The organism is Burkholderia sp. BKH01 (genome assembly GCF_025685725.1).
GTDB lineage: Bacteria > Pseudomonadota > Gammaproteobacteria > Burkholderiales > Burkholderiaceae > Burkholderia > Burkholderia pyrrocinia_C.
On sequence record NZ_JAOTQT010000014.1, the window covers coordinates 77,110 to 103,794 of the forward strand.

24 protein-coding genes are annotated in these 26,685 nt (G+C 67.1%); 9 read left to right on the forward strand and 15 right to left on the reverse strand.

What is annotated here, in order from left to right; genetic code table 11:
* The first annotated feature begins 141 nt into the window (after nt 1-141).
* Nucleotides 142-1,356, forward strand: a complete 1,215-nt coding sequence (locus tag OEJ37_RS20690) for an FAD-dependent monooxygenase (RefSeq protein ID WP_263345283.1) — start codon at nt 142-144, stop codon at nt 1,354-1,356.
* Nucleotides 1,357-1,472: 116 nt separating this feature from the next.
* Here the strand turns inward: OEJ37_RS20690 and OEJ37_RS20695 are convergent, their stop codons facing one another.
* Complete coding sequence (locus OEJ37_RS20695) at nt 1,473-2,390, reverse strand: LysR substrate-binding domain-containing protein (protein ID WP_263345284.1); 918 nt, start codon at nt 2,388-2,390, stop codon at nt 1,473-1,475.
* A gap of 193 nt (nt 2,391-2,583) precedes the next feature.
* Here OEJ37_RS20695 and OEJ37_RS20700 point away from each other — a divergent pair, with 193 nt between their 5' ends.
* Both OEJ37_RS20700 and OEJ37_RS20705 read left to right on the forward strand, forming a co-directional pair.
* On the forward strand, nt 2,584-3,330 hold the full coding sequence (locus OEJ37_RS20700; RefSeq protein WP_263345285.1) for an isochorismatase family protein: 747 nt from the start codon (nt 2,584-2,586) through the stop codon (nt 3,328-3,330).
* A 92-nt stretch (nt 3,331-3,422) separates the two neighbouring features.
* Nucleotides 3,423-4,310, forward strand: a complete 888-nt coding sequence (locus OEJ37_RS20705; RefSeq protein ID WP_263345286.1) for a pirin family protein — start codon at nt 3,423-3,425, stop codon at nt 4,308-4,310.
* A gap of 91 nt (nt 4,311-4,401) precedes the next feature.
* Here the strand turns inward: OEJ37_RS20705 and OEJ37_RS20710 are convergent, their stop codons facing one another.
* Nucleotides 4,402-5,331, reverse strand: coding sequence for an alpha/beta hydrolase (locus OEJ37_RS20710; protein ID WP_263345287.1), 930 nt, complete (start codon nt 5,329-5,331; stop codon nt 4,402-4,404).
* A gap of 61 nt (nt 5,332-5,392) precedes the next feature.
* Nucleotides 5,393-6,490 (reverse strand): OpgC domain-containing protein, encoded by a 1,098-nt coding sequence (locus OEJ37_RS20715; protein WP_174416912.1) that lies wholly within the window; start codon nt 6,488-6,490, stop codon nt 5,393-5,395.
* A 381-nt stretch (nt 6,491-6,871) separates the two neighbouring features.
* On the opposite strand from OEJ37_RS20715, the gene OEJ37_RS20720 reads away from it, so the two are divergent.
* On the forward strand, nt 6,872-8,026 hold the full coding sequence (locus OEJ37_RS20720) for a porin (RefSeq protein ID WP_174416911.1): 1,155 nt from the start codon (nt 6,872-6,874) through the stop codon (nt 8,024-8,026).
* A gap of 39 nt (nt 8,027-8,065) precedes the next feature.
* Here OEJ37_RS20720 and OEJ37_RS20725 read toward each other — a convergent pair whose 3' ends face one another.
* Nucleotides 8,066-8,977: a LysR family transcriptional regulator gene (locus tag OEJ37_RS20725; protein WP_174416910.1), complete on the reverse strand. Its 912-nt coding sequence runs from the start codon at nt 8,975-8,977 to the stop codon at nt 8,066-8,068.
* A gap of 139 nt (nt 8,978-9,116) precedes the next feature.
* Between OEJ37_RS20725 and OEJ37_RS20730 the strand changes: the two genes are divergently transcribed.
* Together OEJ37_RS20730 and OEJ37_RS20735 are read left to right on the forward strand one after the other, a co-directional pair.
* Complete coding sequence (locus OEJ37_RS20730; protein WP_174416909.1) at nt 9,117-10,118, forward strand: aldo/keto reductase; 1,002 nt, start codon at nt 9,117-9,119, stop codon at nt 10,116-10,118.
* 133 nt (nt 10,119-10,251) lie between these two features.
* Nucleotides 10,252-10,992, forward strand: coding sequence for a sulfite exporter TauE/SafE family protein (locus tag OEJ37_RS20735; protein ID WP_263345288.1), 741 nt, complete (start codon nt 10,252-10,254; stop codon nt 10,990-10,992).
* 101 nt (nt 10,993-11,093) lie between these two features.
* Here OEJ37_RS20735 and OEJ37_RS20740 read toward each other — a convergent pair whose 3' ends face one another.
* Nucleotides 11,094-13,259 carry a hypothetical protein gene (locus tag OEJ37_RS20740; RefSeq protein WP_263345290.1) on the reverse strand — a complete coding sequence of 722 codons (2,166 nt, stop codon included), beginning with the start codon at nt 13,257-13,259 and terminating at the stop codon, nt 11,094-11,096.
* Between the two features lie 607 nt (nt 13,260-13,866).
* Nucleotides 13,867-14,763, reverse strand: coding sequence for a LysR substrate-binding domain-containing protein (locus tag OEJ37_RS20745; RefSeq protein WP_263345292.1), 897 nt, complete (start codon nt 14,761-14,763; stop codon nt 13,867-13,869).
* A gap of 501 nt (nt 14,764-15,264) precedes the next feature.
* Between OEJ37_RS20745 and OEJ37_RS20750 the strand changes: the two genes are divergently transcribed.
* From OEJ37_RS20750 to OEJ37_RS20760, 3 genes are all read left to right on the forward strand, one after another.
* A complete protein-coding gene (locus OEJ37_RS20750; protein WP_175918135.1) occupies nt 15,265-16,125 on the forward strand; it encodes a peptidoglycan DD-metalloendopeptidase family protein in 861 nt (286 codons plus the stop codon).
* A 210-nt stretch (nt 16,126-16,335) separates the two neighbouring features.
* Entirely contained in the window at nt 16,336-17,235 is a 900-nt protein-coding gene (gene bla, locus OEJ37_RS20755) for a class A beta-lactamase (protein ID WP_263345293.1), read from the forward strand.
* A gap of 97 nt (nt 17,236-17,332) precedes the next feature.
* Nucleotides 17,333-18,205, forward strand: a complete 873-nt coding sequence (locus OEJ37_RS20760; protein ID WP_152857136.1) for a LysR substrate-binding domain-containing protein — start codon at nt 17,333-17,335, stop codon at nt 18,203-18,205.
* A gap of 53 nt (nt 18,206-18,258) precedes the next feature.
* On the opposite strand, the gene OEJ37_RS20765 is transcribed toward OEJ37_RS20760, so the two are convergent.
* From OEJ37_RS20765 to sapR, 9 genes are all read right to left on the reverse strand, one after another.
* Nucleotides 18,259-18,594: a type 1 fimbrial protein gene (locus tag OEJ37_RS20765; RefSeq protein ID WP_174416903.1), complete on the reverse strand. Its 336-nt coding sequence runs from the start codon at nt 18,592-18,594 to the stop codon at nt 18,259-18,261.
* 364 nt (nt 18,595-18,958) lie between these two features.
* A complete protein-coding gene (locus OEJ37_RS20770; RefSeq protein ID WP_263345294.1) occupies nt 18,959-19,213 on the reverse strand; it encodes a GlsB/YeaQ/YmgE family stress response membrane protein in 255 nt (84 codons plus the stop codon).
* A gap of 129 nt (nt 19,214-19,342) precedes the next feature.
* Nucleotides 19,343-20,119: an ABC transporter ATP-binding protein gene (locus tag OEJ37_RS20775; RefSeq protein WP_174416902.1), complete on the reverse strand. Its 777-nt coding sequence runs from the start codon at nt 20,117-20,119 to the stop codon at nt 19,343-19,345.
* The gene (locus tag OEJ37_RS20780) at nt 20,116-21,030 is read right to left on the reverse strand and encodes an ABC transporter ATP-binding protein (RefSeq protein WP_174416901.1); all 915 of its coding nucleotides are present in this window, start codon (nt 21,028-21,030) and stop codon (nt 20,116-20,118) included. The genes OEJ37_RS20775 and OEJ37_RS20780 overlap by 4 nt, the downstream gene beginning before the upstream one ends.
* A gap of 1 nt (nt 21,031) precedes the next feature.
* Nucleotides 21,032-21,946 (reverse strand): nickel transporter permease, encoded by a 915-nt coding sequence (nikC, locus tag OEJ37_RS20785; RefSeq protein ID WP_096474060.1) that lies wholly within the window; start codon nt 21,944-21,946, stop codon nt 21,032-21,034.
* Between the two features lie 66 nt (nt 21,947-22,012).
* Complete coding sequence (locus OEJ37_RS20790; protein ID WP_174416900.1) at nt 22,013-23,083, reverse strand: ABC transporter permease; 1,071 nt, start codon at nt 23,081-23,083, stop codon at nt 22,013-22,015.
* Between the two features lie 10 nt (nt 23,084-23,093).
* The gene (locus OEJ37_RS20795; protein WP_263345295.1) at nt 23,094-24,695 is read right to left on the reverse strand and encodes an ABC transporter substrate-binding protein; all 1,602 of its coding nucleotides are present in this window, start codon (nt 24,693-24,695) and stop codon (nt 23,094-23,096) included.
* 61 nt (nt 24,696-24,756) lie between these two features.
* Complete coding sequence (ddpX, locus tag OEJ37_RS20800) at nt 24,757-25,320, reverse strand: D-alanyl-D-alanine dipeptidase (RefSeq protein WP_174416898.1); 564 nt, start codon at nt 25,318-25,320, stop codon at nt 24,757-24,759.
* A gap of 27 nt (nt 25,321-25,347) precedes the next feature.
* A complete protein-coding gene (gene sapR / locus OEJ37_RS20805; protein ID WP_263345296.1) occupies nt 25,348-26,223 on the reverse strand; it encodes a sap1 transcriptional regulator SapR in 876 nt (291 codons plus the stop codon).
* Nucleotides 26,224-26,685 lie beyond the last annotated feature (462 nt).

Sequence of the window (26,685 nt, forward strand, 5' to 3'; positions counted from 1 at the left end):
CATTCGGTGATGAAGCAGATTCATTTCATTTTATTGCGGGATGAATGTCCACTCCTGAAACTACCGATACGGCGCATGCATTCGACGCCACTGCTGCGCGGCCCACAGACCCCACATCTGAATATCGGAGACACCTTCATCATGCAGACGAACCTGAAGATCGCGATCGTCGGCGCCGGCATCGGCGGCCTGACGCTCGCGCTCGCCCTGCGCGAGCACGGCATCGACGCGCAGCTCTACGAGCAGACCGACGCGTTGCGCGAAGTCGGCGCGGCCGTCGCGCTGTCGGCCAACGCGACGCGCTTCTACGAACGCATGGGCTTGCGCGCGGCCTTCGACGCGGTGTGCGCGGACATCCCGGGCCTCGTGTATCGCGACGGGCGCAGCGGCGCGGTGATCGGCCATCATCGCGGCGAACCCGACTATCGCCGGCAATTCGGCGGCGCTTACTGGGGCGTGCATCGCGCCGATCTGCAGGCCGTGCTGTCGAAGGCGGTCGGTCTCGACTGCATCCATCTCGGCCATCGGCTGGTCGATCTCGCGCAGCACGACGATCGCGTCGTGCTGTCATTCGACAACGGCGAGCGCGTCGAAGCCGATCTCGTGATCGGCGCGGACGGCGCGCGCTCGATCACGCGGCGCTGGATGCTCGGTTACGACGATGTGCTGTATTCGGGCTGCTCGGGCTTTCGCGGCGTGGTGCCGGCCGAGCGCATGGACCTGCTGCCCGATCCCGACACGATCCAGTTCTGGGTCGGGCCGCACGGGCATCTGCTGCACTATCCGATCGGCGACAACGGCGACCAGAATTTCCTGCTGGTCGAGCGTCACCCGTCACCGTGGCCGTCGCGCGACTGGGTCATGCCGGCGGAAGAGGGCGAGCAACTGCGCGTGTTCAAGGGCTGGCATCCCGCGGTGGTGCAGATGATCACCGCCGTGCCGATCAGCCAGCGCTGGGGGCTGTTCCATCGGCCGCCGCTCGGCCGCTGGAGCCGCGGGCGCGTGACGCTGATCGGCGATGCCGCGCACGCGCTGGTGCCGCATCACGGGCAGGGCGCGAATCAATCGATCGAGGATGCGGTGGTATTGGCGGCGCAACTCGCGAAGGCCGGCCCGGGCAACTGGCGCGAAGCGCAGGAAGCGTACGAACGCCTGCGTCGCGGCCGTACGCGCAAGGTGCAGTACGCGTCGATTTCCGCGGCCGACGTGCTGCACCTGCCCGACGGGCCGGCCGCGCAGGCGCGCAACGCGCGTCTGGCCGAACGCGACAGCGTGCTGCATCACCTGGACTGGATTCACGATTTCGACGCGCTCGCCGAGGAGCCGAGCGAGCGGCAGGGCGGTACGTGGCTTTGAATCGGTCATGCCGGAGGGCGGCGATCTCCATGTCCACGTAGCCGGGCGAAGTCAGGCGGCCGTCCCGTGCAGCCATGTACGTGCCGCCGGCGTATCGCTTCATGCACCCGCATAGCTCAGCCCAGCAACGGCGGCAGTTCTTCCTTCAGAAAGTCGACCAGCGCGCGCACGGCCGGCATCATGCCGCGCCGCGTCGGGAACAGCAGCACGAGCCGTCCTTCCCGCGAGCGCCAGGTCGGCAGCACGACCTGCAGCGCGCCGGATGCGATTTCGGCGCGGCATGCATACAGTGGCAGGCTCGCGATCCCCATCCCGGCCAACGCGGCTTGCTTCAGCGTCGCGACATTGTCGCTCTGCACGCGCGGCCGGATCGTCCGCGTGACGACGTCGGCGTTGGCGCCGATCAACCGCAGCGCGGCGGCCGGGTCGCCGATCGGCGCATGGATCAGGAAATCGTCTTCGGGGAGCGCGGCGGGCGTATCGATCGGACCGGTTGCCGCCAGATACGCAGGGCTCGCGACCAGCCCCCAGCGCGCAGTGCACAACGGAACCTGAACGAGGCTCGACGATTCGACGTCGAAACCCATTCCGCGTACCACCACGTCGATGTGTTCGTCGACGAGATCGACTTGCCGATGGCTAGCCTGCAGCGCGAGCCGGACCTTCGGATAGCGCTGCATGAAACGGGGCAGCAGGCCGGCCAGCACGATATCCGTGATCGCGATCGGCATGCTCGCGCGCACCAGCCCCGACGGCTCGGCGGTGCGGCGTCGCACGGCTTCCTCGCCGGCCAGCGCCTCGTCGATCATCGCGCGGCAATGCACGTAGAGCGCTTCGCCGGCGTCCGTCAAGCTGAGCCGGCGCGAGGTGCGCTGCAGCAGCCGGGTGCCGAGACGGGCTTCCAGATCGGTGATGCGCCGGGAAATATGTGACTTGCTGACGCCGAGCGCGTCGCCCGCCGCGGTGAAGCCGCGATGCTCGATGACCTTCGCGAACAGGTAGAGGTCGTTCAGATCGGAGGAGGCCGGATTCATTCGGGATTCGCCAGGGAGAAAACGTCGACAAATCGTTTCTATATGGAAACGATGGGTTGATTTGCAGTGTATTTATCATTTGTCGTTGCGTAAATATCATTCTTTCCAACCGGCGCTGACAGGCACCGGGCGATTCGGCCGGCACATCGGTCCCGCCGATCCGTCACCCGACATCAACGTGAGGAAAGACATCATGAAACGCTTCTCCCTTCTGAAAGCCGCGGTTGCCGCCATCGCGGTTGCCGGTACGGCCGGCACGGCTGCGCTGGCTGCCGAAGCCGCACCGGCAACCGCGCCCGCGTCAGCACCCGTCGCGGTCGCACCGTCGGGCGCGCCGTATTCGCTGCTGTCGCGCGACAACACCGTGCTGCTGCTGGTCGATCACCAGGTTGGCCTGTTCACGGGCGTACGCGACATCGACGTCGGGCAGCTCCGACACAACGTGGTCGCGTTGGCAAAGGCCGCGAAGACGCTCGGCATCCCGGTCATCGTCACCGCGACGATGCCCGACGGCATGTGGGGCCCGACCATCCCCGAACTGAAGGCGGCGCTGCCCGGCGTGCCGGTGATCAGCCGCACGTCGATCAACGCGTGGGACGACCCGAACGTGCGGGCCGCGATCGAGAAGACGGGCCGCAAGCAGGTGGTCATCGCCGGCGTGTCGCTGGAGGTGTGCGCGACGTTCCCGGCGCTGTCGCTCAAGGCTGCCGGCTACGATCCGCGCGTGGTGCTCGACGCTTCCGGAACGTTCAGCGACGCGAAGCGCACAGCCGGGCTGCAGCGTCTCGCGGGCGTCGGCATTCCCGTGACCGACTACGCGACGGTGGGTGTCGAGCTGCTGCACGGCAACGTCGATCCGAAGGCGCAGCAGGTGTATGCGGACCTCGACATGCCGTTCGCGAACCTGGTCTGGCAGCTCAAGAGCGCATCGGGCAAGTGATGGGGCAGGTGGTTTCGCGAGGCCGGCGAGGGCGCGTGCCGTCCTCGCCCGGCAATCGTGAAGGAAACGGATATCCAGCAAGGAGCACCACGATGAACGAATTTGTGCGGATGTCGCGCGTCGTTACCGGTCGCGATCTGACCATCGGCGAATCATTCAGCGCCAGGAATTTCGACGAGGGCATGTTCGGCGGGGCGATGGACCCGGTCATCATGCTCGATCACTTCGAGATGACGGCGCCGACCTTCGACCCGCATCCGCATGCGGGCATCTCGGCCGTGACGTACGTGTTCGAGGATGCAACGGGCGCGCATGTCAATCACGACTCGCTCGGCAATCACGGGCCCATCGAACCGGGCGCGCTGCACTGGTTTGCCGCCGGCCGCGGCGCCGTGCATACGGAGCAGCCGGAAGGCGACGGGCATCGTGTCCATGCGCTGCAGATTTTCGTGAACCTCCCGGCCGCGAAAAAGTACGACGCACCTTATGCCGTCCATGTCGAGCCGCATGAAATCCCGGAATTCACGGCACCCGGCGTGCGGGTGCGTGTCGTCTCGGGCAGCAGCAACGGCGTGAGCGCGCCCGTCACGGAGAAACTTCCCGAGCCGTTCACGTTGCTGGACGGATTCCTGTCGCGCGCGTCGTCGTTCGACCATGTGTTGCCGCGCGGATGGAATGCAACGATCCATGCGGTTTCCGGGGCGCTGCGCGTGGAGGTCGACGCGGCCGCGAGCAGCCTGAAGGCCGGCGACGCGGTCGGCATCATGTTCGACCGTGACGCTCCGGGTGACGGTGCGTGGATTCGCATCGTTGCCGACGACGATGCGCACTTCGTCGTGCTGTCCGGTGCCGCGTTGCGGGAGCCGATCGCCAGGCACGGCCCGTTCGTGATGAATACGCGCGCGCAGCTCGACGACCGGATCGACGCCTACCAGAACGGGGCATTCGGGCAACTGGCCATGCCGTTCGTCGCGCGGTGATCGGTGCCTGGCACCACGGCGCGGCCAGCCCCGCGCGTTTGTGCCGGGAGACAACGGACGCAAGCAAGCGCGAGCCCGTCCGGACTGACCGTCACTTCACGCACTCGAGCGCGTACTTCAACCCCTGCCCGAGCAGCCCGCGCCACACGTCCCACGTATGCCCGCCGTCGACGATGCGCAGCTCGGCCGGGTTCTGCGCACGGCGCAGCTGCGTGTACAGCACGCTCGATTCCGCCTGGATCGTCAGGTCGTCGTCGCCGGCCGCGATGAACATCGGCACGCGCCAGCTACGCGCGAAATAGCCGCGCATCAGCGCCGGGTAGTTGAGCTCGTGCCACACGCGCGAGTCGAACTGCCGGTCGCCGAACACGCCGACATAGCGCGCGGCGGAATTCAGCGGCGGCTCGTTCGCATAGATCGCGGGGCTCAGCAGCATCGCGCCGCAGAACAGGCCGGGTTCGAGCAGCGAGAAGCGCAGCGCACCGAAGCCGCCCATCGACACGCCGCCGATCGCGCGGCCCGCGCGCTGGTTCGACACCGCGAAGTGCGCTTCGACTTCGGGCAGCAGGTCGTTGAGGAGCGCGCTCTGCATCTTCTCCTTGCGGTCGACGTACCAGTCGGTGCCGCCCTGCGGCATCACGATCACGACGGGCGGAATCTCGCGGCGCTCGATCAGTGTGTCGGTGGTGGCCTGCAGCCGGCCCTGCGTGATCCAGTCGTTCGCGTTGCCGGCATTGCCGTGCAGCAGGTACATCACCGGGTAGCGCGCGCCTTCCGGGTTATAGCCGGGCGGCAGGTAGACCGTGTACGACCAGTCGCGCTTCAGCGATGCCGACCGGAACGTGCGCAGCACGACGCTGCTGCCCGGATTGACCGGCGGCTCTTGGGCGGCCGTGACCTGGGCTGCCTGCGTGGCCAACGGCGGCGCGGGCGACACCGTCGGCGCGGGCGGCGTGGCGCGGGCGGTGGCGATGGAGCCGGCGATCAGGGCGGCGGCGAACGGTAGGGCGAGTCGGCGCATGGCGAATCGTTTCAGGAGAGGCGCCGGCTATCGTAGCAGCGGCGCGTGACGGCGCGGCGCATCATTGCCGCGAACGGAACGGCAGCCGCGCGACGAGCGGCCCGTAGAGTTTGGCGACGAGATACAGCAGGCCCATCGCGACCGCATCGGCGGTCAGGCCGAGCGGCACGTCGAGATAGCCTTCGGTCGCCTGGTAAAGCAGCGAATCGACCGCGAGCGAGATGCCGGTGCCCGCGACGAAGCACAGCAGCCCCTGCCGGCCGATCGTGCCGATCCACGGCATCGCGTGCGCGACCTTCTTCATCCAGCCGAGGTGCACGAGCTTGGCCGCGAGCCACGCGATCGCGAGGAAGTTCACGAGCCGCAGCGCGCCGAGATTCTGCTTGATCGACGGATCGGTCGGGAACGGCTCGATGCGCAGCCGGTAGTACGCGCCGGCGGCGACGATCGCGAGCGAGGCGGCCGTGAGCAGCCAGCCCTGCGGCTTGGGTGCGAGCGTCTGGTAGACGGGCTGGCAGCGCGCGATCACGCCGAGCACGAACAGGAACTGCCACGCGAACGGGTTGAAGTCCCACGGCGCGCCTTCGACGGTCGGCAAAAAGCGCGCGACGTGCGGCGCCGCGTACCACAGCGATCCGCTGAACGCGAGCATCAGCCACGGCTGCGTGCGCGCGAGCGGCAGTGCGAGCGGGACGAGCAGCGCGAAGAACGCGTACATCGGCAGCACCGACGCGAGGTACGGCTGGCGGCGGAACAGCAGGATGTCGCGCAGTGCGGCGAGCGGCTTGTGGAGCAGGCCGTCGAGGTCGTTGGTCGGCATGTTCGGGCCGTCGATCGCGAACGCGCTCAGCGCGGCCGTGATCAGCAGCATCAGGCCGGCCGTCACGAGGAACGCGCGGTAGATCTCGAACGCGCGCCGGATGAAGCGCTGGCGCGCGGCGGCCTCGTCGTGCCGCTCGGCGAGCGAGTTGTACGCGATCGCGGTCGCGAAGCCGCCGAGGAACACGAATACCTCGGCCGCGTCGCACAGCGCGTACGCGTGCAGCGTCACGCGCGACAGGATGCTGCCGCCGATGTGGTCGACGACGATGACGAGCAGCACGAGGCCGCGGAAGAAATCGAGCTCGGCGTAGCGGCCGGCCCGGGCAGGCGCGGTCATCGGACCGCCGCCCGGCGCGGGCCGCGTGCGCGGCCGGCACACGCCGCGCATGAATCTGGGTGAAGCATGACTTCGTGAAGAAATGGCGAACGGATGCGCATTGTGCCACCGATGCGGCGCCTATCGGGTTTACGCGGATGGCGGGCCGTTTCGCCGCTGCCGACAAGCCCGGTCAGGCTGTCGGCGCAACGGGGCAGTTGGGAGAGCGCAACGCTTTGCGCGCGGTTTCCTTACCCCGATGGACGGACGGTTTGCGACGTGACACCATTTTGTCGTTACGCGGCCGCACACCGCGTCGTCCGCCCTGCGGGCCACCTACAAAACAGACCAAACATTCGCCGGGCGCTCGGCCCGCCCGGCCCTCGGCTCCGGAGAACCGTCATGAAGAAGCACGTCATTTTTGCCGCCGCGCTCGCCGCTTTCGCCGCGCCGGCCTTTGCCCAGAACAGCGTGACGCTGTACGGCCTGATCGACGAAGGCTTCAATTACACGAACAACGTGAACGTCAATGGGGTCGGAAAGACGAATTACCAACTCGCGAGCGGTTTTGCGCAGGGCAGCCGCTGGGGCCTGAAGGGCAGCGAGGATCTCGGCGGCGGGCTCAAGGCGATCTTCACGCTGGAAAACGGTTTCGACGTGAACAACGGCCGGCTCAACCAGGGCGGCCGCATGTTCGGCCGCCAGGCGTTCGTCGGGCTGAGCGAGTCGCGCTTCGGCACGCTGACCTTCGGCCGCCAGTACGATTCCGTCGTCGACTATCTCGCGCCGCTGACCGCGAACGGCAACTGGGGCGGCACGCTGTTCTCGCACCCGTTCGACAACGACAACACGGACAACTCGTTCCGCGTCAACAACACGGTCAAGTACGCGAGCGCCGACTGGAACGGCCTGACGTTCGGCGGCACGTACAGCTTCAGCAACAGCACCGGTTTCTCGAACAACCGCCAGTACAGCATCGGCGCGCAGTATTCGCTGGCCGGGCTGCAGGTCGCGGCCGCCTACCTGCAGGCGAACAACCCGGGCGTCGGCAGCGCGGGCGCGATCGCGGCCGACGACGCGAACTTCGTCGCCGACCGCCTGCGCATCTTCGGCGGCGGCGTCAACTATACGTTCGGCCCGGCAACGGTCGGCTTCGTCTATACGAAGACGGACGTGAAGAACCCGGTGTCGACCGTCTACCTGCCGGCCTCGACGTTCGCCGGCCTCGGGCTGACCGCGACGAAGTTCCAGAACTTCGAGATCAACGGCAAGTACCAGCTCACACCCGATTTCTATCTCGGCGCGCAGTACGTGTACACGGACGGCAAGTTCGATGCCGCGGCCGGCTCGTTCAAGCCGAAGTACCACACGGTCGGCCTGATGGCGGACTACAGCCTGTCGAAGCGCACCGACGTCTATCTGCAGGGCGCGTGGCAGAAGGTCGGCGGCGACAAGACCGGCACGGCGGCCGACGGCGGCTACGTCGTCGGGACGGACGGCCCGTCGTCGTCGTCGAACCAGTTCGCGGTGCGCGCCGCGATCCGCCACAAGTTCTGACCGGGCGGCGGCCGGGGCCGAGTGCCCCGGTGCCGGTCGTCAGTTCGGCTGGCGCATGCCGCCGAGCGTTTCCGCGAGCCAGTCGACAAAGATCCGCACGCGCGGCGCGAGATGGCGCCCGTGCGGGAACACCACCGATACGGGCAGCGGCTCGGCATGCCATTCCGGCAGCACCTCGACCAGCGAGCCGTCGGCGAGCAGCGGCGCGAGCCCGTCGCGCGGCGCCTGGATCAGCCCGAGGCCCGCGAGACAGCACGCGAGATACGCCTGCGAGCTGTTGACCGACACGATGCTTTGCATCTTCACCGTGTGCAGCTCGCCCGTATCCATGTCCGCATATTCCCAGTCCAGCTCGCGGCCCGTGCGGCTCGAGAAATAGCCGACCGCGACGTGGTCGGGCAGCTCGTCCGGTGATCTCGGTGTGCCGTGGCGCGCGAGATACGCGGGCGACCCGCAGTTGATCTGCGCCATCTCGCCGATGCGCCGCGCGACGAGCGACGTGTCGGACAGCACGCCGACCCGCACCGCGCAGTCGATGCCGTCGGAGACGAGATCGACGAAGCGGTCGGTCGTGCTGATCGAGACGCGCAGGCCGGGGTAGCGCGCATGAAAATCCGGCAGCGCCGGGATCACCTGGTTCAGTGCGAAGCGCTCGGGCAGGTCGACGCGGATCACGCCGCGCGGCGACGCGCGGGCGTCCTCGAACAGCGATTCCGCATCGTCGAGATCGGCCAGCAGCTGCACGCAGCGCTCGTAATAGGTCGTGCCCTCGGCGGTCAGCGCGACGCGCCGCGTCGTGCGCTGCAGCAGGCGGATATTCAGGTGCTTTTCCAGATACTGGACGGCGTTGCTGACCGTCGGGCGCGGCAGTTGCAGTTGCTCGGCCGCTTTCGTGAAGCTGCCGAGATGGGCGACGCGCGCGAAGATGCGCATTGCTTGCAGATGGTCCATGCGGGGTGGGGCGTCGGCGGGTTGGAACAGGCTCCATTGTTAATCAGCGTCGAATGGTTTGGTGGAGCGTTTCGCGTTTATCGCGCGCCGCGATGCGCCGACAATCCGGTCCACCCACTCACCACTGAAGGAAATGGACATGGACACGCGTCAACTGGGCCGCACGGGCCCGCAGGTTTCGGCGCTCGCACTCGGCTGCATGGGAATGTCGGATTTCTACGGGCCGGCCGACCGCGACGAAAGCATCGCGACGCTGCACGCGGCGCTCGACAGCGGGATCACGATGCTCGACACCGGCGATTTCTACGGGATGGGCGACAACGAGATGCTGATCCGCGACGCACTGCGCGGCCGGGCGCGCGACCAGGTGCTGATCAGCGTGAAGTTCGGCGCGCTGCGCGATCCGGCCGGCGGGTTTGCCGGCTACGACGCGCGGCCCGACGCGATCCGGAACTTCGTCGCGTATTCGCTGAAGCGGCTCGGCACCGACTACATCGACATCTACCGGCCGTCGCGCGTCGATCCGGCCGTGCCGATCGAGGAGACGATCGGCGCGATCGCCGATCTCGTGAAGGCCGGGTACGTGCGCCATATCGGGCTGTCCGAAGCCGGCGCCGATACGATCCGCCGCGCGGCGGCCGTCGCGCCGATCTCCGACCTGCAGATCGAATACTCGCTGCTGTCGCGCGGTATCGAGGCCGAGATCCTGCCCGCGTGCCGCGAACTCGGGATCGGCGTGACGGCCTACGGCGTGCTGTCGCGCGGGCTGCTCGGCGGCCGCTGGAGCGCCGCGCGGCAGGGCGAGCGGGATTTCCGCGCGGCGAGCCCGCGCTTCCAGGGCGAGAACCTCGCGCACAACCTCGCGCTCGTCGATGCGCTGCGCGCGATCGCCGACGAGAAGGGCAGCAATCCGGCCCAGGTCGCGATCGCGTGGGTGCTGTCGCGCGGCGCCGACATCGTGCCGCTGATCGGCGCGCGCAAGCGCACGCAACTTCAGGATGCATTGCACGCGCCTGAATTGCAACTAACGGTCAATGATCTCGCACGCATCGAAGCGGCGGTTCCCGCCGGGGCGGCTGCCGGTGACCGCTATCCGGCCGCACAGATGGCTCACCTCGACAGCGAGCAGGCACGGGGGTAATCCATGGGGCCTGAACGGCGGGCCTGACAGGCCCGTCCGACAGGCCCTAGCCAGCCTCAGGCAAAACCAGATGGCGGGCGGGCCGACGGCGGTTCACCATCGGCGCCGTACTCGACCAGACGGAACGCCCTCCATGCAAACTTATACGCTGACGATCATCGTGCTGGTTTTCCTGCTGGCCGGCGCGGTGAAGGGAATGATCGGGCTCGGCCTGCCGACGATCGCGATGGGGCTGCTGACGCTCGCGATGCCGCCGTCGGCCGCGGCGAGCCTGCTGCTCGTGCCGTCGTTCATGACCAATGTGTGGCAGTTGTGGCTCGGCCCTTCGTTCGGGCCGCTGCTGCGCCGGCTGTGGCCACTGCTCGCCGGTCTCGCGATCGGCACGCTGACGGGTGGGCTGCCCGCGCTCGCGGCCGGCAGCACGTGGACGCATGCGGCGCTGGGCGTGGTACTGATCGCCTACGGGCTGTGGGGGCTGGCCGCCGCGCGGCTGCCCGCGCCGGGGCGTCACGAAACATGGCTGTCGGCCGTGGTCGGTTACCTGACGGGCGTCGTGACGGCCGCGACCGGCGTGTTCGTCGTGCCGGCCGTGCCGTACCTGCAGGCGCTGCGGCTGTCGAAGGACGACCTGATCCAGGCGCTCGGGCTGTCGTTTACCGCATCGACGATCGCGCTCGGCTTGCAGTTGCGCGTGACGGGCGCGCTGCAGACGGTCGATCTCGGCGTGTCGGCGCTCGCACTCGTGCCGGCGCTGGCCGGAATGGCCGGCGGGCAATACGCGCGGCGCGTGATGAGCGAGAAGGCGTTCAGGCGCAGCTTCTTTGTCGGGCTGATTGCGCTCGGCGCGTACATGGCCGCTTCGGGCCGGCTGTGAGCCAGCCTCGTCGAGGCGCGTGATGCTCGCTGGCCCGAACGTCCCGAAGCCGGTTTCTGCTGCCGGCTTCGGGAACCGTCACGGGATGGTGGTTACACCGCTCAGGCCGGATCGGCGTATTTCAGCGTCCAACCGAACGTGCGGGTCGCGCCCGCGCCGAGCGCAAACGGCTTCGTCGTGCACGCGAAGTTCGAATGCAACTGGCCGATCGGCGTCGTCGACAACGGATTCGTCGTGCCGTTCACCGTGTCGAAGGCGGACAGCACGCAGTTGTCGAACCCGGACGCCGCATAGCCGGTCGCGGCGCTGTTCGCGTACGTGACCGACACACCGTCGCCGTTGGCCTGCGTGGACGCGAAATCCGCGAACGACGTGAAGTCCGTCTCGACCGACAGGTTGCCGGCGAGCGTACCCGAACTCAGCGTATCGCTGCGCGCGACCGTGCCGTGCGCGAACGTCAGCACCGTATGCACCTGCAAGCCGAGATCGGTCGTGTACGCCGCGTTCTTCGACGCGAGGCGGAACTTCGTCGTATCGAACGACACGATTACCTGGCCGTTGGCCTGCTGCACGTTCAGGTTCTTGTAGTACGTGACGGGAATGTAGGTCTTCCCGTTGTACGACACCTGCGGCACCAGCAGCGCGTAGCCGAGATCGGTCGTGCCGTAGATCAGCTTGTCGGAGAACGGCACCGGGTAGTAAGGCGTGAACGAGTTGTAGTCGGGCGCCTGGCTGAGGTTCAGGTTGATCACGCGCCGGCCGTCGCGCACGGTGAGCAGCGCCGCGCTGTACGGGTGCGCGGTGTCGCCGGGCTGGTTGTACCAGGTGAGCGTGTAGCGCGGCAGCGCGTCGAGCCACGCGTTATAGTCCGCATCGGCCATCGGCGCCTTGCCGCCGAAGCCGAGCTTGTTCCACCACGCATTCACGTACAGATACTGGTGCAGCAGGCTGAAGTTCTCGCCCATCACGCGCGGCTTGCCGCGATACGCGTCCGTGCCGCGGCCCTTGACCCACATGTTCACCGACGGCGTCGGCAGCGACGGGTCGTACCAGTAGGTGTCGAAGCGATTCGCGGCCCGGTAGATAAACGCGTACGCGACCTGCTTCTCCTGGTCGGACAGCACGCCGGCGTTGGCCGCGGCCGTCAGCACTTCCATGAACGCGGAATCGCCGTACGGGCCGATCGAGCGGCCGTAGTTGAAGCCCTGGCCGTTGGTGTTCAGTTGCGGCAGGATCAGGTCGACCGACTTGCGCAAATAGCCCTTCAGTTCCGGCGTGAGATTCGCTTCGTTACCCATCTCGAACGTGCGCTCGACCACTTCGCCGATCAGCAGCGTGCTGTAGCGGTCGAAGCGGGCCTGGTCGTAATAGGTCGTGTGCGTGTTCGACGCTTCGTCCGAGAATCCGCCCGACGAATCCTTGCGGATGTGGTTCGTGAGCGTGTACAGCAGCGCGTCGCGTGCGCCCATCGTCGCGACGGACGGATCGGTCGCCGACGCGAACGACGGGCTGCTCCAGCCGAGCTTCTGCCGCAGCCCGGCGATTCCGTAGGACACCGCATAGTAGTTCTGTGCGGTGTTGAGCGACGCGATGTCGATCGGCGTGCCGGCGGCCGGGCACGTGCTGGCCTTGCCGCTCGCGTCGGGGCCGAACATGTCGCAGAAGGTGAGCCGCTGCTGCAGCGTCGCGAGCATTGCGTCGCTGAAGACTTCGTTGAGCATCCCGTGCGCCTTCAGGTTGTTCAGCGCGACCAGGTAGTAGTACTCGCCCCACGACGTATTCGCATACGAGTAGTTGCCGCCCGACTGCGCCATCATCGCGGTCGTGATCGTCTGGTACGTCGCGAGGTAGCTCGCGTATTGCGGGTCGCCCTTCGACTTCATGTCGATCAGGATGTACGACAGGCCGAGCGCGAGCTTGCCGGGCAGGAATTTGTCGCCGGTGTTCGTGTCGAGCACGTGCACCGGCGTGCCGTCGCCGAGATCCATCACGACCTGCGTGAAGTCGGGCGATTTCCGGATCAGGTCGAACAGCGCGCGCATCTGGCCCATCATCGTGACGGGAATGTTCGTGCCGGCCGGCACGCTGGTATCGGGCGCGCCGTAGACGAGCGCTTGCAGCGAGTTCGCCGCGAGCGCGGGTGTCGAAGACGGGGGCGGCGACGGCGGCGGCGTGTCGGTCACGTCGTTGCCGCCGCACGCGCTGACGAACAGGACGGAAAGGGCGCTGAGCGCGGCGCCGAACGCGAATCTGCTGCGCGGATGCATTGTGTCTCCAGTTTGAATAGTGATGAAGGACGGGCAGGTTGTGACCGTTGCCGCGCTCGACGCCCGTACCTGACCTCCGCCTTGCAACCCTGTTCCCTGACGACGGATGGCCTGAATCACAACTCGAGCGGGCAAGCGTTCTCCCTGCGCGGGCCGTGACCGGCGTCGCGCTGATGCATTGGAAAACGTTTTCCTAATTTAGGCATCGATCGGCGTGATGTCAATGAACTTTCACGCCGGAGGCGCAGGTAAAAACCCGGATAGTGGGAACGGAAGGGGTGGAGGAGAGATCGGAATTTCGCGGAAATTGCGGGGGATTTCTTCGTTTATTGGTGCGGCGCGGCACGGGGTGCAGGCGTGAATGCGGCAGGCGGGAAGGTTGTCTTGCTACGCGCTCTCGATGGATATTGAGAGAAAACGTTATCCCTAGTGATCGAAATGAATCAGGCCGGTGCTGCTAAAGCCGTGCGTCGATCGCCGCGTTGTCGGCCACTGGCCAGTCCTGCCGGTTCAGGCAGTCGATATAGCGCGGTAGCGGGTGGTAAGAGCGCTGTCGGTCATGGCCGTGCCCCCATGTGCCGATGGGGTAGATCGAATGCGGCGCGCTTCACCGCGGCGTTGCTCCGCCGGACAAAAACGCGACGAACTCCCGCGTGTACTTCGGCAATGCATCGAACGACCGCGCGCAGAGCGTCAGCTTTCGGTGGCTCCACGGATCGGACAACTCGACGAGCCGCACGTCCAGCGTCTGCATCGCACGCTCGGCCGCGTGCCGCGACACGATGCCGATGCCCACGCCGCTCGCGATCACGCGGCAGATCGCATCGAAGCTTTTCAGTTGCACGCGATAGCGGATCCGCTTGCCGAGCGCGCGCGCCTGGTCGGCGAGATGCACCTGCAGCGCGCTGCCGTCGGTAAGGCCGATGAAATCGGCATCGGCGATCGCGTCGAACGCGACCTTGTCGTGCGACGCGAGCGGATGCGCGGCCGGCACGACGGCGATCAGCCAGTCTTCGCGGAACGGCTTCTGTTCGAGCCCGCCGAGCCCGACCGAATCGGCAACGATGCCGACCTCGGCGGTCTTGTTGCGGATCGCATGCACGATCTCCTGGCTCGAGCGCTCCTCGACGCTGATCGACAGCTTCGGATGATGCGGCAGGTAGTCGGCCAGCGCGTCGGGCAGGTATTCGCTCAACGACGCCGTGTTGCACAGCAGCCGGATGTGGCCGCGCAGCCCCTGCCCGTATTGCTGCAGTTCGCCGCGCATGTGGTCGATCTGCTGCAGCACGGTGCGCGCGTGGTGTTCGAGCGCGCGGCCGGCATCGGTCGCCTGCACGCCCGACTTGGTCCGGTGCAGCAGTGGCACGCCGAGCTCGTCCTCCATGCCGCGGATGCGCTCGCTCGCGGCCTGCAACGTGATGTGCGTGCGCTCGGCGCCGCTCGTGATCGTGCCGGCCTCGCAGATGTTCAGGAAGAGCCGCAGGTCGGTCAGGTCGAAGCGCATGATGGGCGGGGAGCGATGGCGTTGGAATGGCCGATAACTTAGCAGGAACCGCAGTGTCGGTCTCAGGCGGAGCCTGAGGCCCGATTCGGCGGTTCCGCATTTTCGGGGCACGATCGATGCCCGATCATGGCCGCATCTCGACCGGGGAGCCCGTCATGCAGATCGATTCGTCGTGGGGAGTGTCGTTCAAGATCGCGTTGCATGTGTTGTTCCTGTGCATCGGCATCGCGTGGGCCTGTTCCGAATTCGTCGCATGGTTGCGTTGAGCGCGGCGGCACACTCCTATTGAAATCAATCCGCCATAGTCTGCCGAGACGAAAATTCTTCCGTTTTTACGTGAAAAGACCATCAAGTTTTTCGGGATCGGACCGTATTACCGGTAGTGAATGCCGGCCGGCGTCCGGTTCGTGATCGTTTGTCATCATTGTTTGCATCCGGTTACACGTCGGCTGTTCCGTTTTTGAGATGCTTGAAAGATTGTCAAATCGGAGTTGATCGTCCATGAAAACGCGCGAGATTTGCCGCAACGCGGCGTGGCTGCCGGGCCTGGCCGCCGTGCTCGTCATGGCCGGTTGTGCAAATACGCAGTCCGTCCCGCCGAGCGACACGCTGGCGGGGCAGTCGTCGCCGTCGAGCCAGCCCGTCGCTGCGCCGTCGGCCGCCACACCGCCGCCGGCGCCGATTCTCGTCGCGCAAAAGTACGTCGTGAAGCGCGGCGACACGCTGACGGGCATCGCGTCCGCGAATGGCTGCAGCGTTGCCGACCTGCGCACCTGGAACAAGCTGGGCGCGAACGGCAAGCTGCGCAAGGGGCAGGTGCTGCGCATCGTCAGGCAGCAGCCGCTGCCGCCGTCGGGCGCGGCCAGCACGCAGGCCGCCGCGCCGGCCGTCGCGAGCGGTGCGGTAGCCGGTAATCAGGCAACGGCACCGGCAACCGCATCGACGGCGAGCGACCGTCAGGTCGTCAAGGAAACGAAGCGGCATGCGGGCGGTGTCGCGCTCAAGTGGCCCGCAAACGGCAAGATCGTCGACGGGTTCCGGCCGGGGCAGAACCGCGGCATCCAGATCGCAGGCCGGCCGGGCGACCCGGTTCGTGCCGCGGCCGACGGCCGGGTGATGTACGCGGGCACCGGCCTGAACGATTACGGCAGCCTGATCATCGTTCAGCACAACGCGGATTTCCTGACCGCCTATGCGCACAATCGCAAGGTGCTCGTGAAGACGGGCGACATCGTGCGCCAGGGCGACGAGATCGCCGAGATGGGCGACATCGACAACTCGCGCGTCGCGCTGCTGTTCGAAGTGCGGCGCGACGGCAAGCCGGTGAATCCGATGCCGTACCTGCCTTCTTCGCAAGGATGAAGCCGGGCCGTTCTGCTGGAACGCGACGACGGTCGCTGCTAGGCTAGGGGCTGTTTGCGAGTCCCGCGCTTCGCGCGGGGCCGACGGGCGTCTCTCGGGGATGCGCGGCGAATGCCGTCGCGGGCCGGCCGTCGGCGTGAACGGGCGTGCATCGCCGATGCGCGCCCGTATTGCTTCGTGCCATCGTTTCCGACAGAACACACCTCATCCATGGAACACTCTCCGACACGCCGCTCGCTGTTGCTTGCCGCCGTTGCCGCACCGTTCGTCGCCGCGTGCACGTCCGCGCCAGTCGCCGACCAGGGGCGCGCCCACGCCGCGCAAGCCGAACTCGCCGCACTCGAGAAAGCGTCGAACGGCCGGCTCGGCATCGCCGCGCTCGATACGTCGAACGGCGTGCGCATCGCCCACCACGCGCGCGAGCGCTTTCCTCTGTGCGGCACGTATGCGGTCGTCGCGGCCGGCGCGATACTCGCGCGCGGCTCGCTCGACGCGTCGCTGCTGCCGCGCCGCATCCTGTACCGCCGCTACGAAGTCGTGTCGGGTTCGCCGATCACGGAAAGCCACGTCGACACGGGCATGACGATCGCGCAGCTTTGCGAGGCGATGCTGCGCTCGGGCGACAAGGGCGCGGGCAACCTGCTGATGGGCGTGCTCGGCGGCCCGCAGGCCGTCACGTCGTTCGCGCACGAGAGCGGCGACACGACGTTCCGCCTCGATCGCTGGGAACCCGAACTGAACAAGGCCGCGCCAGATGACGAACGCGACACGTCGACGCCGGTCGCGATGGTCGACACGCTGCAGCGGCTGCTGCTCGGCGACACGCTGCGCGAACCGCAGCGCGCGCAACTGACGGAGTGGATGGTCGGCGGCGCGCGCAGCGCGACCGGCATCGCGGCGGGCGTGCCGAGCGGCTGGCGCGTCGCGGACAAGGCCGGCACGGGCGGGTACGGCACGACGACCGACGTCGCGGTGCTGTGGCCGCCGTCGCGCGCGCCGATCGTGATGGCAGTGTCGTTCACGCAGCCGCAGGCCGACGCGGCGGCTCGCGCGGACGTCGTCGCATCGGCGGCGCGCATCGCGGCGGGTGCACTCGCCGCGACGGCCTGAGCGTCGCGCGCCTCGCGCAAAGCCGGCGTTTGGCTTATCGTGTCGGTCAGCGCGCGCCGGCGTCGGCGCGCGGACCTTCCGTTTCTTCTGCCTTTTCATGCGCCGACTTCCGCCCCTGCACGCGCTGCAGATATTCTCGACGGTGGCTCGCCACCGCAGCTTCACGCGCGCGGCCGAGCAGCTATGCATCACGCAGGGCGCGGTGAGCCGGCAGATCCAGACGCTCGAGGCGCATTACGGCTTTCCGCTATTCAAGCGCCATGCGAAGGGCCTCACGCTGACGGCGGAGGGCGAGCAGCTGCTGCCGGTGGTCAACGAGAGCTTCGCGCGGATCGAGGACATCTCGATGAAGCTCACGCGTCAGCGCACCGATCTCGCGCTGAAGGTGCCGACCTGCGTGATTCGATGGATGCTGCCGCGCATCATGCGCTTCCAGGGCGAGCATCCCGATCTCCATGTGCAGATCACGACCGCGTGGCAGCACGACGTCGATTTCTCGACCGAGCCGTTCGACGCGGCGATCGTCTACGGCACGTCGCCGGGCGCGGGGGTATTCGCGTTGCCGCTGTTCGACGAACGGCTGACGCCCGTGTGCGCGCCCGAGTTGCGGCAGGCGTCGCCGCTCGACGCGGTGGGCGATCTCGCGCGCCATACGCTGCTGCATCCGACTCGCGACCATCGCGACTGGCGTGCCTGGCTCGATCATGCGGGCGAGCGCGGCGTCGATCCCGCGCGCGGGCCGACCTTCGACACGCTCGATCTCGCGACGAACGCGGCGATGCAGGGCTTCGGCGTCGCGATCGGCGACGTGACGCTCGTCGACGACGACGTCAGCGCGCGCCGGCTCGAACGGCCGTTCGACATCGTGCTCGAGACCGGCGCACGCTACTTCTTCGTCTATCCCGAGAACATCGGCAACCAGCAGAAGATCCGCGCGTTCAGCGACTGGATCGCGCGCCATCGCGACTGACGTGTGGCCGCGCTGGCCCCGCCGCGTGCTGCGTGCCGCGAGCGCAACCGGTATTACTGGTACGTCACGACGGCGATCATTGGTGCGCGATTATTGCCCGGACGGTTCGGTAAAACGATTGCGCGCGAGGCCTGCGTAAAGGTCGTGGTCTTCAGCGAACGCTGGCTCGCCGCGTCGACGAACGCGATCTGGCCGGTCGCCGGCCGCGGGCAGTCGGGGCGCACGTTCGCACGAGCGGCGTCGGCCGCGTCGAGCGCGAACGAGCAGGGCGGCTCGACGATCATGCCGGAGAAGTAGATGGTGCCGGACGCACCGGCGGCAAAGGATGAGGACGTGGCCAGAAGCGAGCCGGCCAGGGCGAACGAGGCGGCGAACAGGCGATGCTTCATGACAGGCTCCAGAGAGGAAGCGCGTCGCAGCGGGGCCGCTCGGGTGGCAGTCCGTCAACGCTGCGATGCTGACTGCGTAAACGGCAAATCCATCGAGTCTCTTGAATGAAAAATTGGAAGTAATGGGAATAAGCAAACTGCGGCGTATTCCTTCAATCAATTTATCTCAAATTTGGGCGGCCGCAAGTTGGGGTAATGCCGGTGTAGTAGGCGGAGTGGGATGCTGCCGGCGGAAGCAGGCTGTTGCGGGTGAATCGTTGCGTAATCAACGAATCGGCAGTAGCCCGAATCGTCGTTCACCAAAAGAAAACGGCCGCTCGTGATGACGAGCGGCCGTTCTGCGTGATGCGGTGTGGCGGCGCGATCAGTTCATCCGCTTGCGCACCGCGCCGACGACCACCAGCAGCACGATCGCGCCGATGATCGATGCGACCCAGCCCGCACCCTGGCCCGGCGCGTACCAGCCGGCAGCGCGGCCGACGTAGCCTGCCACCAGCGAGCCGACGATGCCGAGCACGGCCGTCATCAGGATGCCCATCTTGTCGTCGCCGGGCTTGAGCGCGCGGGCGAGGAGGCCGACGATGAGCCCGACGACCAGGGTTTCGATGAATTGCAGCATGAACGCCTCCCTATTGCTGTTGATCTGTTGACGAAAGGAAATTGACCCGTGCGGCCCACAAGGGTTCCATGCGGCGGCAAGCCGGCGCGTGGCGTGCCGAGTATCGCATGCCGGCGCGGCGCGCAGATGTCAGGCGTGCGGTGCGCCAGTCACCGGTTCGAGACGGCGGTAGCCTTCGGTCGCTTGCAGCAGCGTGCGCGTGTAGTCGCGCGCGACCTGCCCGGCGCGCACGTCCTCGACCCGAAGCTGCTCGACGATCTCGCCATGCTGCATCACGGCGACGCGCTGGCACAGGAAGCCGATCACCGCGAGGTTGTGGCTGACGAGGATCATCGTCAGGTTGCGTTCGCGATGCAGGCGGCGCAACAGGTTCAGGATCTCGGCCTGCACGGATACGTCGAGCGCGGACGTCGGTTCGTCGAGCAGCAGCACGCGCGGCTCGACGATCAGCGCGCGTGCGATCGCGACGCGCTGCCGCTGGCCGCCCGATAACTGGTGCGGATAGCGGAAGCGGAACGCAGGGCCAAGGCCGACCTCGGCCAGCGCGCGGGCAATGCGCGCATCGGCGTCGCCGATCGCATGGATCGACAGCGGTTCGCGCAGCGTCTGGTCGACCGTGAAGCGCGGATGCAGCGACGCGTACGGATCCTGGAACACCATCTGCACGTGCCGGCGGAATGCTCGATCGAGCGTGCCGCCGACCGGCCGGCCGTCGATCGACAGGCTGCCGGCCGCGAGCGGCACGAGGCCCGTCAGCGCGCGCAGCAGCGTCGACTTGCCGGAGCCCGATTCGCCGACGAGCCCGAACACCTCGCCGTCGCGCACCGCGAAGCTCGCGTCGCGCACGGCGTCGACGTGACCCGTGCGGGTCGGGAAACGGATCGATGCGTGATCGACGTCGATCATCGTGCGGCCTCCTGGCGATCGGCGGGCGGGATGGAAGGCGGCGCGGGATCGAGCCAGGCCGGATCGCGCCGCAGCACGGGCAGTTCGTCCGGCGGGTTCGCGAGCGGCGGGTTCGCCGCGAGCAGCCCGCGCGTATACGGATGAGACGCGTCGCGCAGGTCGCGCGCGGCGCAGGTTTCGACCACGCGGCCCGCATACATCACCGCGACGCGATCGCAGAACGACATCACGAGCGGCAGGTCGTGGCTGATGAACATCAGGCCCGTGCCGTGCCGCGCGATCATCGCGTCGAGCACCGCGAGCACCTGCATCGACACCGCGACGTCGAGCGCGGACGTCGGTTCGTCGGCGATCAGCAGGCGCGGGCCGGTCGACACCATCATCGCGATCATCACGCGCTGGCCCATGCCGCCCGACAGCTCGTGCGGATACGCATCGGCGACGCGCGCCGGGTCGCGGATCTGCACGGCTGCGAGCGCATCGACGATCCGTTCGCGCAGCGCGCGGCCGCGCAGCCCGGGCTCGTGCAGCCGGAACGCTTCGCCCATCTGCTTCGCGACCGTCATCACCGGGTTCAGCGAATATTTCGGGTCCTGCAGGATCATGCCCATCTGGCTGCCGCACAGCCGCCGGCGTTCGCGCGGCGACATCGCGAGCAGGTCGTGGCCCGCGAAGCGCATCGTGCGCGCCGACCAGCGCGCGGCGTCGGGCAGCAGGCCGAGCAGTGCGCGGCCCGTCAGCGATTTGCCCGATCCCGATTCGCCGACGATGCCGAGCCGTTCGCCGGGCGCGAGCGTCAGCGACAGGTCGCGCACGGCATCGGACACGACGCCGTCGTGCCCGCGAAAGCCGATCTTCAGCCCGTCGATCTCGCAGAGCGGCGCGGGCGCGGTGGCGGAATTCATCGACATGTCACGCTCCATGGCGGGGATCGAAGACGTCGCGCAGCCCGTCGCCGAGCAGGTTGAACGCCAGGCTCACGAGCAGGATCGCGATGCCGGGCAGCGTCGCGACCCACCATGCGTCGAGCAGCACGTTGCGGCCCGACGCGACCATGAAGCCCCACTCGGGGCTCGGCGGCTGCGCGCCGAGGCCGAGGAAACCGAGGCCCGCGACGGTCAGGATGATGCCGGCCATGTCGAGCGTCGCGCGCACGATCACCGACGACATGCACAGCGGCACGATGTAGCGCAGCAGGATGCGCGGGCCCGATGCACCCTGCAGCCGCGCGGCATGGATGTAGTCGGCCTGCGCGATGCGGATCGTCTCGGCGCGCGCGAGCCGCGCATACGCGGGCCATGCGGTGATCGAGATCGCGACGACCGCATTGATCACGCCGGGCCCGAGCGCGGCCGCGAATGCGAGCGCGAGCACGATCTTCGGGAACGCGAGCGCGACGTCGGTGATGCGCATCAGCACGCTGTCGACGAAGCCGCCGCAATAGCCGGCCGTCGTGCCGATCAGCAGGCCGATCGGCACGACGATCACGACGACGAGCAGCGCGATGCCGAGCGTGAGGCGCGAGCCGGCGATCAGCCGCGAGAGAATGTCGCGGCCGAGCTGGTCGGTGCCGAACCAGTGCGACGGCGAGCCGGGCGGCAGCAGGCGGTCGGACAGCACCTGGCGCAGCGGATCGTGCGGCATGATCAGCGGGCCGACGATCGCGACGACGATCAGCGCGACGAGGATCGCGAGCCCGAACAGGTTGAGCGGATTCGTGGCGAAACGGCGCCAGCGTCGGTACGCGAGGCCGAGCGCGGCCTGCGAGCGCGACGCGGGTGCATCGGAAAGCAGCCACGCGCGCAGTGTGAGGCGCTCGGCGTTCATGATTGGACGACTTTCGGCATGGGCGATGAAAGAAGCAGGGTGGAAGCGGTCATGTCGACACGGCCCTCAGCGCGCACGCGGATCGAACACGCGGTACAGCGCGTCGGTCAGCAGGTTGACGGTGATGAACATCGCGCCGATCACGAGCGTCGCGCCGAGCACCGCGTTCATGTCGGCGTTCAGCAGCGCGCCGGTCAGGTACGAGCCGAGCCCCGGCCACGCGAACACGATCTCGGTCAGCACCGAGCCTTCGAGCAGGTTGCTGTACGTGAGCGCGATCACCGTGAGCAGCGGCACCGCGATGTTGCCGAACGCATGCCGCCAGATCACGCGGCGCTCGGACAAGCCCTTCGCGCGCGCGGTGACGATGTATTCCTGGCTCAACTGATCGAGCATGAACGAGCGCGTCATGCGGCTGAGATACGCGACCGAGTAGTAGCCGAGGATCGCGGCCGGCAGCGCGATGTGCGACACCGCGTTGCGGAACACGTCCCATTCGCCGGCGAGCGCCGCGTCGAGCAGCAGGCTGCCGGTGCGCGGATCGACCATCCCGTCGTACACGGGATCGAGCCGGCCGGGCCCGCCGACCCAGTGCAGCCGTGCGTAGAACAGCAGCAGCCCCATCAGCCCGAGCCAGAACACCGGCACGGAATTGCCGATCAGCCCGACGAAGCGCGCGATGTGATCGATCGGCCGGTTGTGCTTCACGGCGGCCGCGACGCCGAGCGGCACGCCGATCGCGATGCCGATCAGCGTCGCGATCGTCGCCAGTTCGAGCGTGGCCGGGAACACGCGCTTGATGTCGTCGAGCACGGGGTTCGCGGTCAGCAGCGACACGCCGAGGTTGCCGTGCAGCACGTCGCGCGCGTAGATCAGGAATTGCGTGACGAGCGGCTTGTCGAGCCCGAGCGCGATGCGTTCGGCCGCATACGCGTCGGCCGACGCGCGATCGCCGAGGATCGCGAGCACGGGGTCGATCGGCACCTTGCGGCCGATCACGAACGTCAGCGCGAGCAGCCCGGTGAACGTGACGGCGAGCGTGAGCGCCCAGCGCAGCCCGCGCAGTGCCCAGCGCACGGCCGGGCGCCGCGCGGGCAGCGTGCGCAGTGCTTCGAGGGAGGAGGCGGGAGTCGACATGCGGCGAATCTTATTGCTTCTTCAGGTTACGGTACGACACGAGATCGTTGATCGGCCCGACTTCGAGCCCGTTCACGCCGGGCCGCGTCGCCACCTGCGCGACTTTCTCGAACATGATCACGAACGGCGAGCGCGCGAGCACTTCCTTCTGCATCCCCTGGTAGAGCTGTGCGCGTTTCGCGGCGGTCGGTTCGGCGAGCGCGGTGTCGGTTTGCTTCGTGAGCTGCGGGATGTCCCAGCTGTTGCGCCAGGCCAGCATTTTATAGCTCGACTTGTCGGAATTGTCCGGATTCCACGCAAAGCCCTGCGCGTTGCTGTGCGGATCGATGTAGTCGGCCGACCATTCGCCGATGTAGATGTCGTGCTGGCGCGCGCGGTATTTCGCGAGCGTCTGCTTGTTGTCGCCGGGGATCAACTGCACCTTGATGCCGGCCTGCGCGAAGTTTGCCTGCACGGCCTGTGCGATCTCGGTGTACGGATAGTCGTTGCGCACGTCCATCGTCACCATGAAGCCCCCGGGCACGCCGGCCTTCGCGAGCAGCGCCTTCGCCTTCGCGACGTCGAGCTTGTACGGGTTCGTGTTCAGCGTGCCGAGGAAGCCTTCGGGCAGGAAGGTCTGGTGCACCTTGTAGGTCGTCTTCACGACATTGCCCTGGATACCGGCATAGTCGACGAGCCACTTCAGCGCTTCCTGCACGTCGGGCTTCGCGAGCGTCGGGTTCTTCGTGTTCAGGCCGAGATACAGCAGCGTCGCCTGCGGTGACGCCGCGACCTTCGCCTTGCCGGATTTCACGACGGAAGCGAGATCGTCGGGGCTCAGGTCGCGTGCGGCATCGACGTCGCCGTTTTCCAGCAGCAGGCGCTGGCTCGCGGCTTCGGGCACGTGGCGCAGCACGATGCGCTTCATCGCGAGCGGCAGCCGGTAGCCGTCGAAACGCTGCAGCACGATGCTGTCGCCGGCCGTCCACTTGACCAGCTTGTACGCGCCGGAGCCGGCCTCGTTGGTCTTCAGCCATGCGTTGCCGAAGTCGCTGCCCTGCTGGTGCGACAGCAGCAGCTTCTTGTCCAGCACCGACGCGGGCCATGAGCCGAGCACGTTCAGCACGAACGTCGGCGCGTATTTGCGGTCGGTCGTGACCGACACCGTCAGGTCGTCGAGCTTCTTCACGTTCGCCGCGACGTTCTCCTTCGTGAGGCCGATGCCGGTCAGCACGGCGGCCGGGCCCTTGTCGAGCAGCACCGCGCGCTGGATCGACCATGCGGCGTCGTCGGCCGTCAGCGGGTTGCCAGAATGGAACTTGAGACCGGGGCGCAGCTTGAACGTATAGGTCAGCCCGTCGGTGCTCACCGTCCACGATTGAGCGACATCGCCGTTGAATTTCGACGGATCGCGCAGGTCGACGCGCACGAGCCGGTCGTACGTGTTCGCGACGTACTCCTCCGGCACCAGCTCGTAGATCTCGCCCGGGTCGAGCGTCGTGAATTCGTCGAGCAGCGTGGCCATCACGAACAGGTCCTTCGGCGTTTCCGCGTACGCAGCGGAAAGCGGAACGGCGGCGAGAACGGACGCGGCGGCCAGCGCCGCGACGAGCCGAGATGTCAGGGGTTTCATGTGCGCTCCATCGTGAGGTGAACGTGCAATGGGTGAACGTAAAACGGCAACGGGACGTGCATCACATCAGGCGCCACGGGCCGCTCGCCGCGTTGTCGATCGGTGGCAACGCGTGCGAACCGGGCAGTTCGTAGTGCCACCATTCGCTGTCGATATGCGCGAAGCCGGCCGCGTGCATCACGCCGAGCAGCAGCAGGCGGTTGCGTTGCACGGCTTCGGGCAGCCCCGCGTGAAAGTGGCCGGACGCGGCGACCATCTCGTCGAAGCCCGTGCCCATGTCGAGCGGCTCGCCGTTCGCGCCGACCAGCGTCAGGTCGAGCGCGGTGCCGCGGCTGTGATTCGAGCCGCGGCCGAGATCGGCGATGAAGTTCGGATCGGGCAGGAAATCCCACAGCACCTGCTGCGCTTGCGGCGGCCGGTACGCGTCGTAGATGCGCAGCGTGAAGCCGGCCTGCGCGGCGACGTCGACCGCGCGGCGCAATGCGGCTTCGGCCGGCTCCAGCAGCAGGCAGTGCGCGCGGCGGTAGATCGGCTTGCCGGTCAGGTTGCGGTCGGTCGCGTAGACGAGATCGATGTCGACGCGATGCGCGGCTGGCGTGATTTCGACGAGGCGGTGGTCGTTCATCGGCGGTTCAGGTTCGTTCAGGCTCGCTCAGGATTCGAATTGGTCGAACGTGTGCTGCAGTTCGCGGTTGCGCGCGACGCGCCGGTCGATCGCAGGGCCGAGGCGGTCGACGACGGCCGTGATCAGCAGGTTGAACAGGCAGGTGAGCGGCGCGAGCGAATCCCAGAACTGGCCCACGTCGGTCTTCACCTGCAGCAGGTCGGCCGGCCATTCGCGCGCCCACGGGCACGAGAGATCGGTGACCAGCGCGAACGGCTGCCCGCGCTCGGCCGTCGCCTGGCAATAGCGGCGTGCGCTGCGCGAATACGCGCGCGTGTCGGTGACGATGCAGTACGGCCGATCGAATTCGGAGTTCAGCGAATCGACGTACGAACCCGACTGGCCGTCGGAATAGAACACGCGCGGGCGCAGGTATTCGAGGTAGCTGCTGAACGCGTTGCTGATCCCGCGCGTCGACTGGATGCCGAGGATGAACACGGCGTCGGCATGCGCGATGCGGTCGGCGACCTGCGCGAACACCGGGCCTTCGGCGAGCCGGTACACGTGGCGGATCGCATCGAGCTCGCGTTCGAGCGACGACGCGAGCGTACCGTCGCTGCCGCTGCCTTCGGCCGGTTGCGCGCCGGCGACGCGGCGGTATTCGTCGAGCCGGTCGGTGATCATCCACGGGCGATCGCCGCCGCCGCGCAATTCCCGCTTCAGGTCGTCGAGATTGCGGTAGCCGACGCTGCGCAGGAAGCGTCCGACCGAGATGCCGCTCGTGCCGGCCTGCTGCGCGATCTGGTCGGCCGTCTCGAGCCCGAGCCGGTCGAGGTTCGCGAGCATGTAGCTCGCGATGCGCTTGGCGGTCGGCGTCAGCTCGGCATAACGGGATTCGACGGTACGGGCGAACGCGCAGGTCATCGGCTGTTAGATCGTTGTCGTCTGATGATCGAATGTCATCCATCTAACAAAACCAAAATCATTCGCGCCAGCGGATAAAAACTATGGTGTGGGGATGGGTGATAGGGTCGGAAACGCGTTCAAGGGGCGGGTGAGGGCGTGCAAGGGTACGTTTTATGTCTGTCAGGCATATCTTGCGTTTATGCCTGTGAGGAATAATTTGCGTTTATGCCTGGCGTTACACGTCTGGATTTCCTCTTGTCGCCATCCGAGGCACCGCGACCGGACGCGGTCGTATTTCAACATTCACCGTACCTGACCGATTCGCCGACATCCGTCGCCGCCCTGCATCCCTCCGCACCGCAATAATTACAAAATTAAAGTCGATCAGATTAAATCATTAATTCAGGTTAATAATTCATTTAAGTTTTGCGGCGATTTGGATTTAACTTGCGTGACGGGATGTTCGATTTTCGATAATCC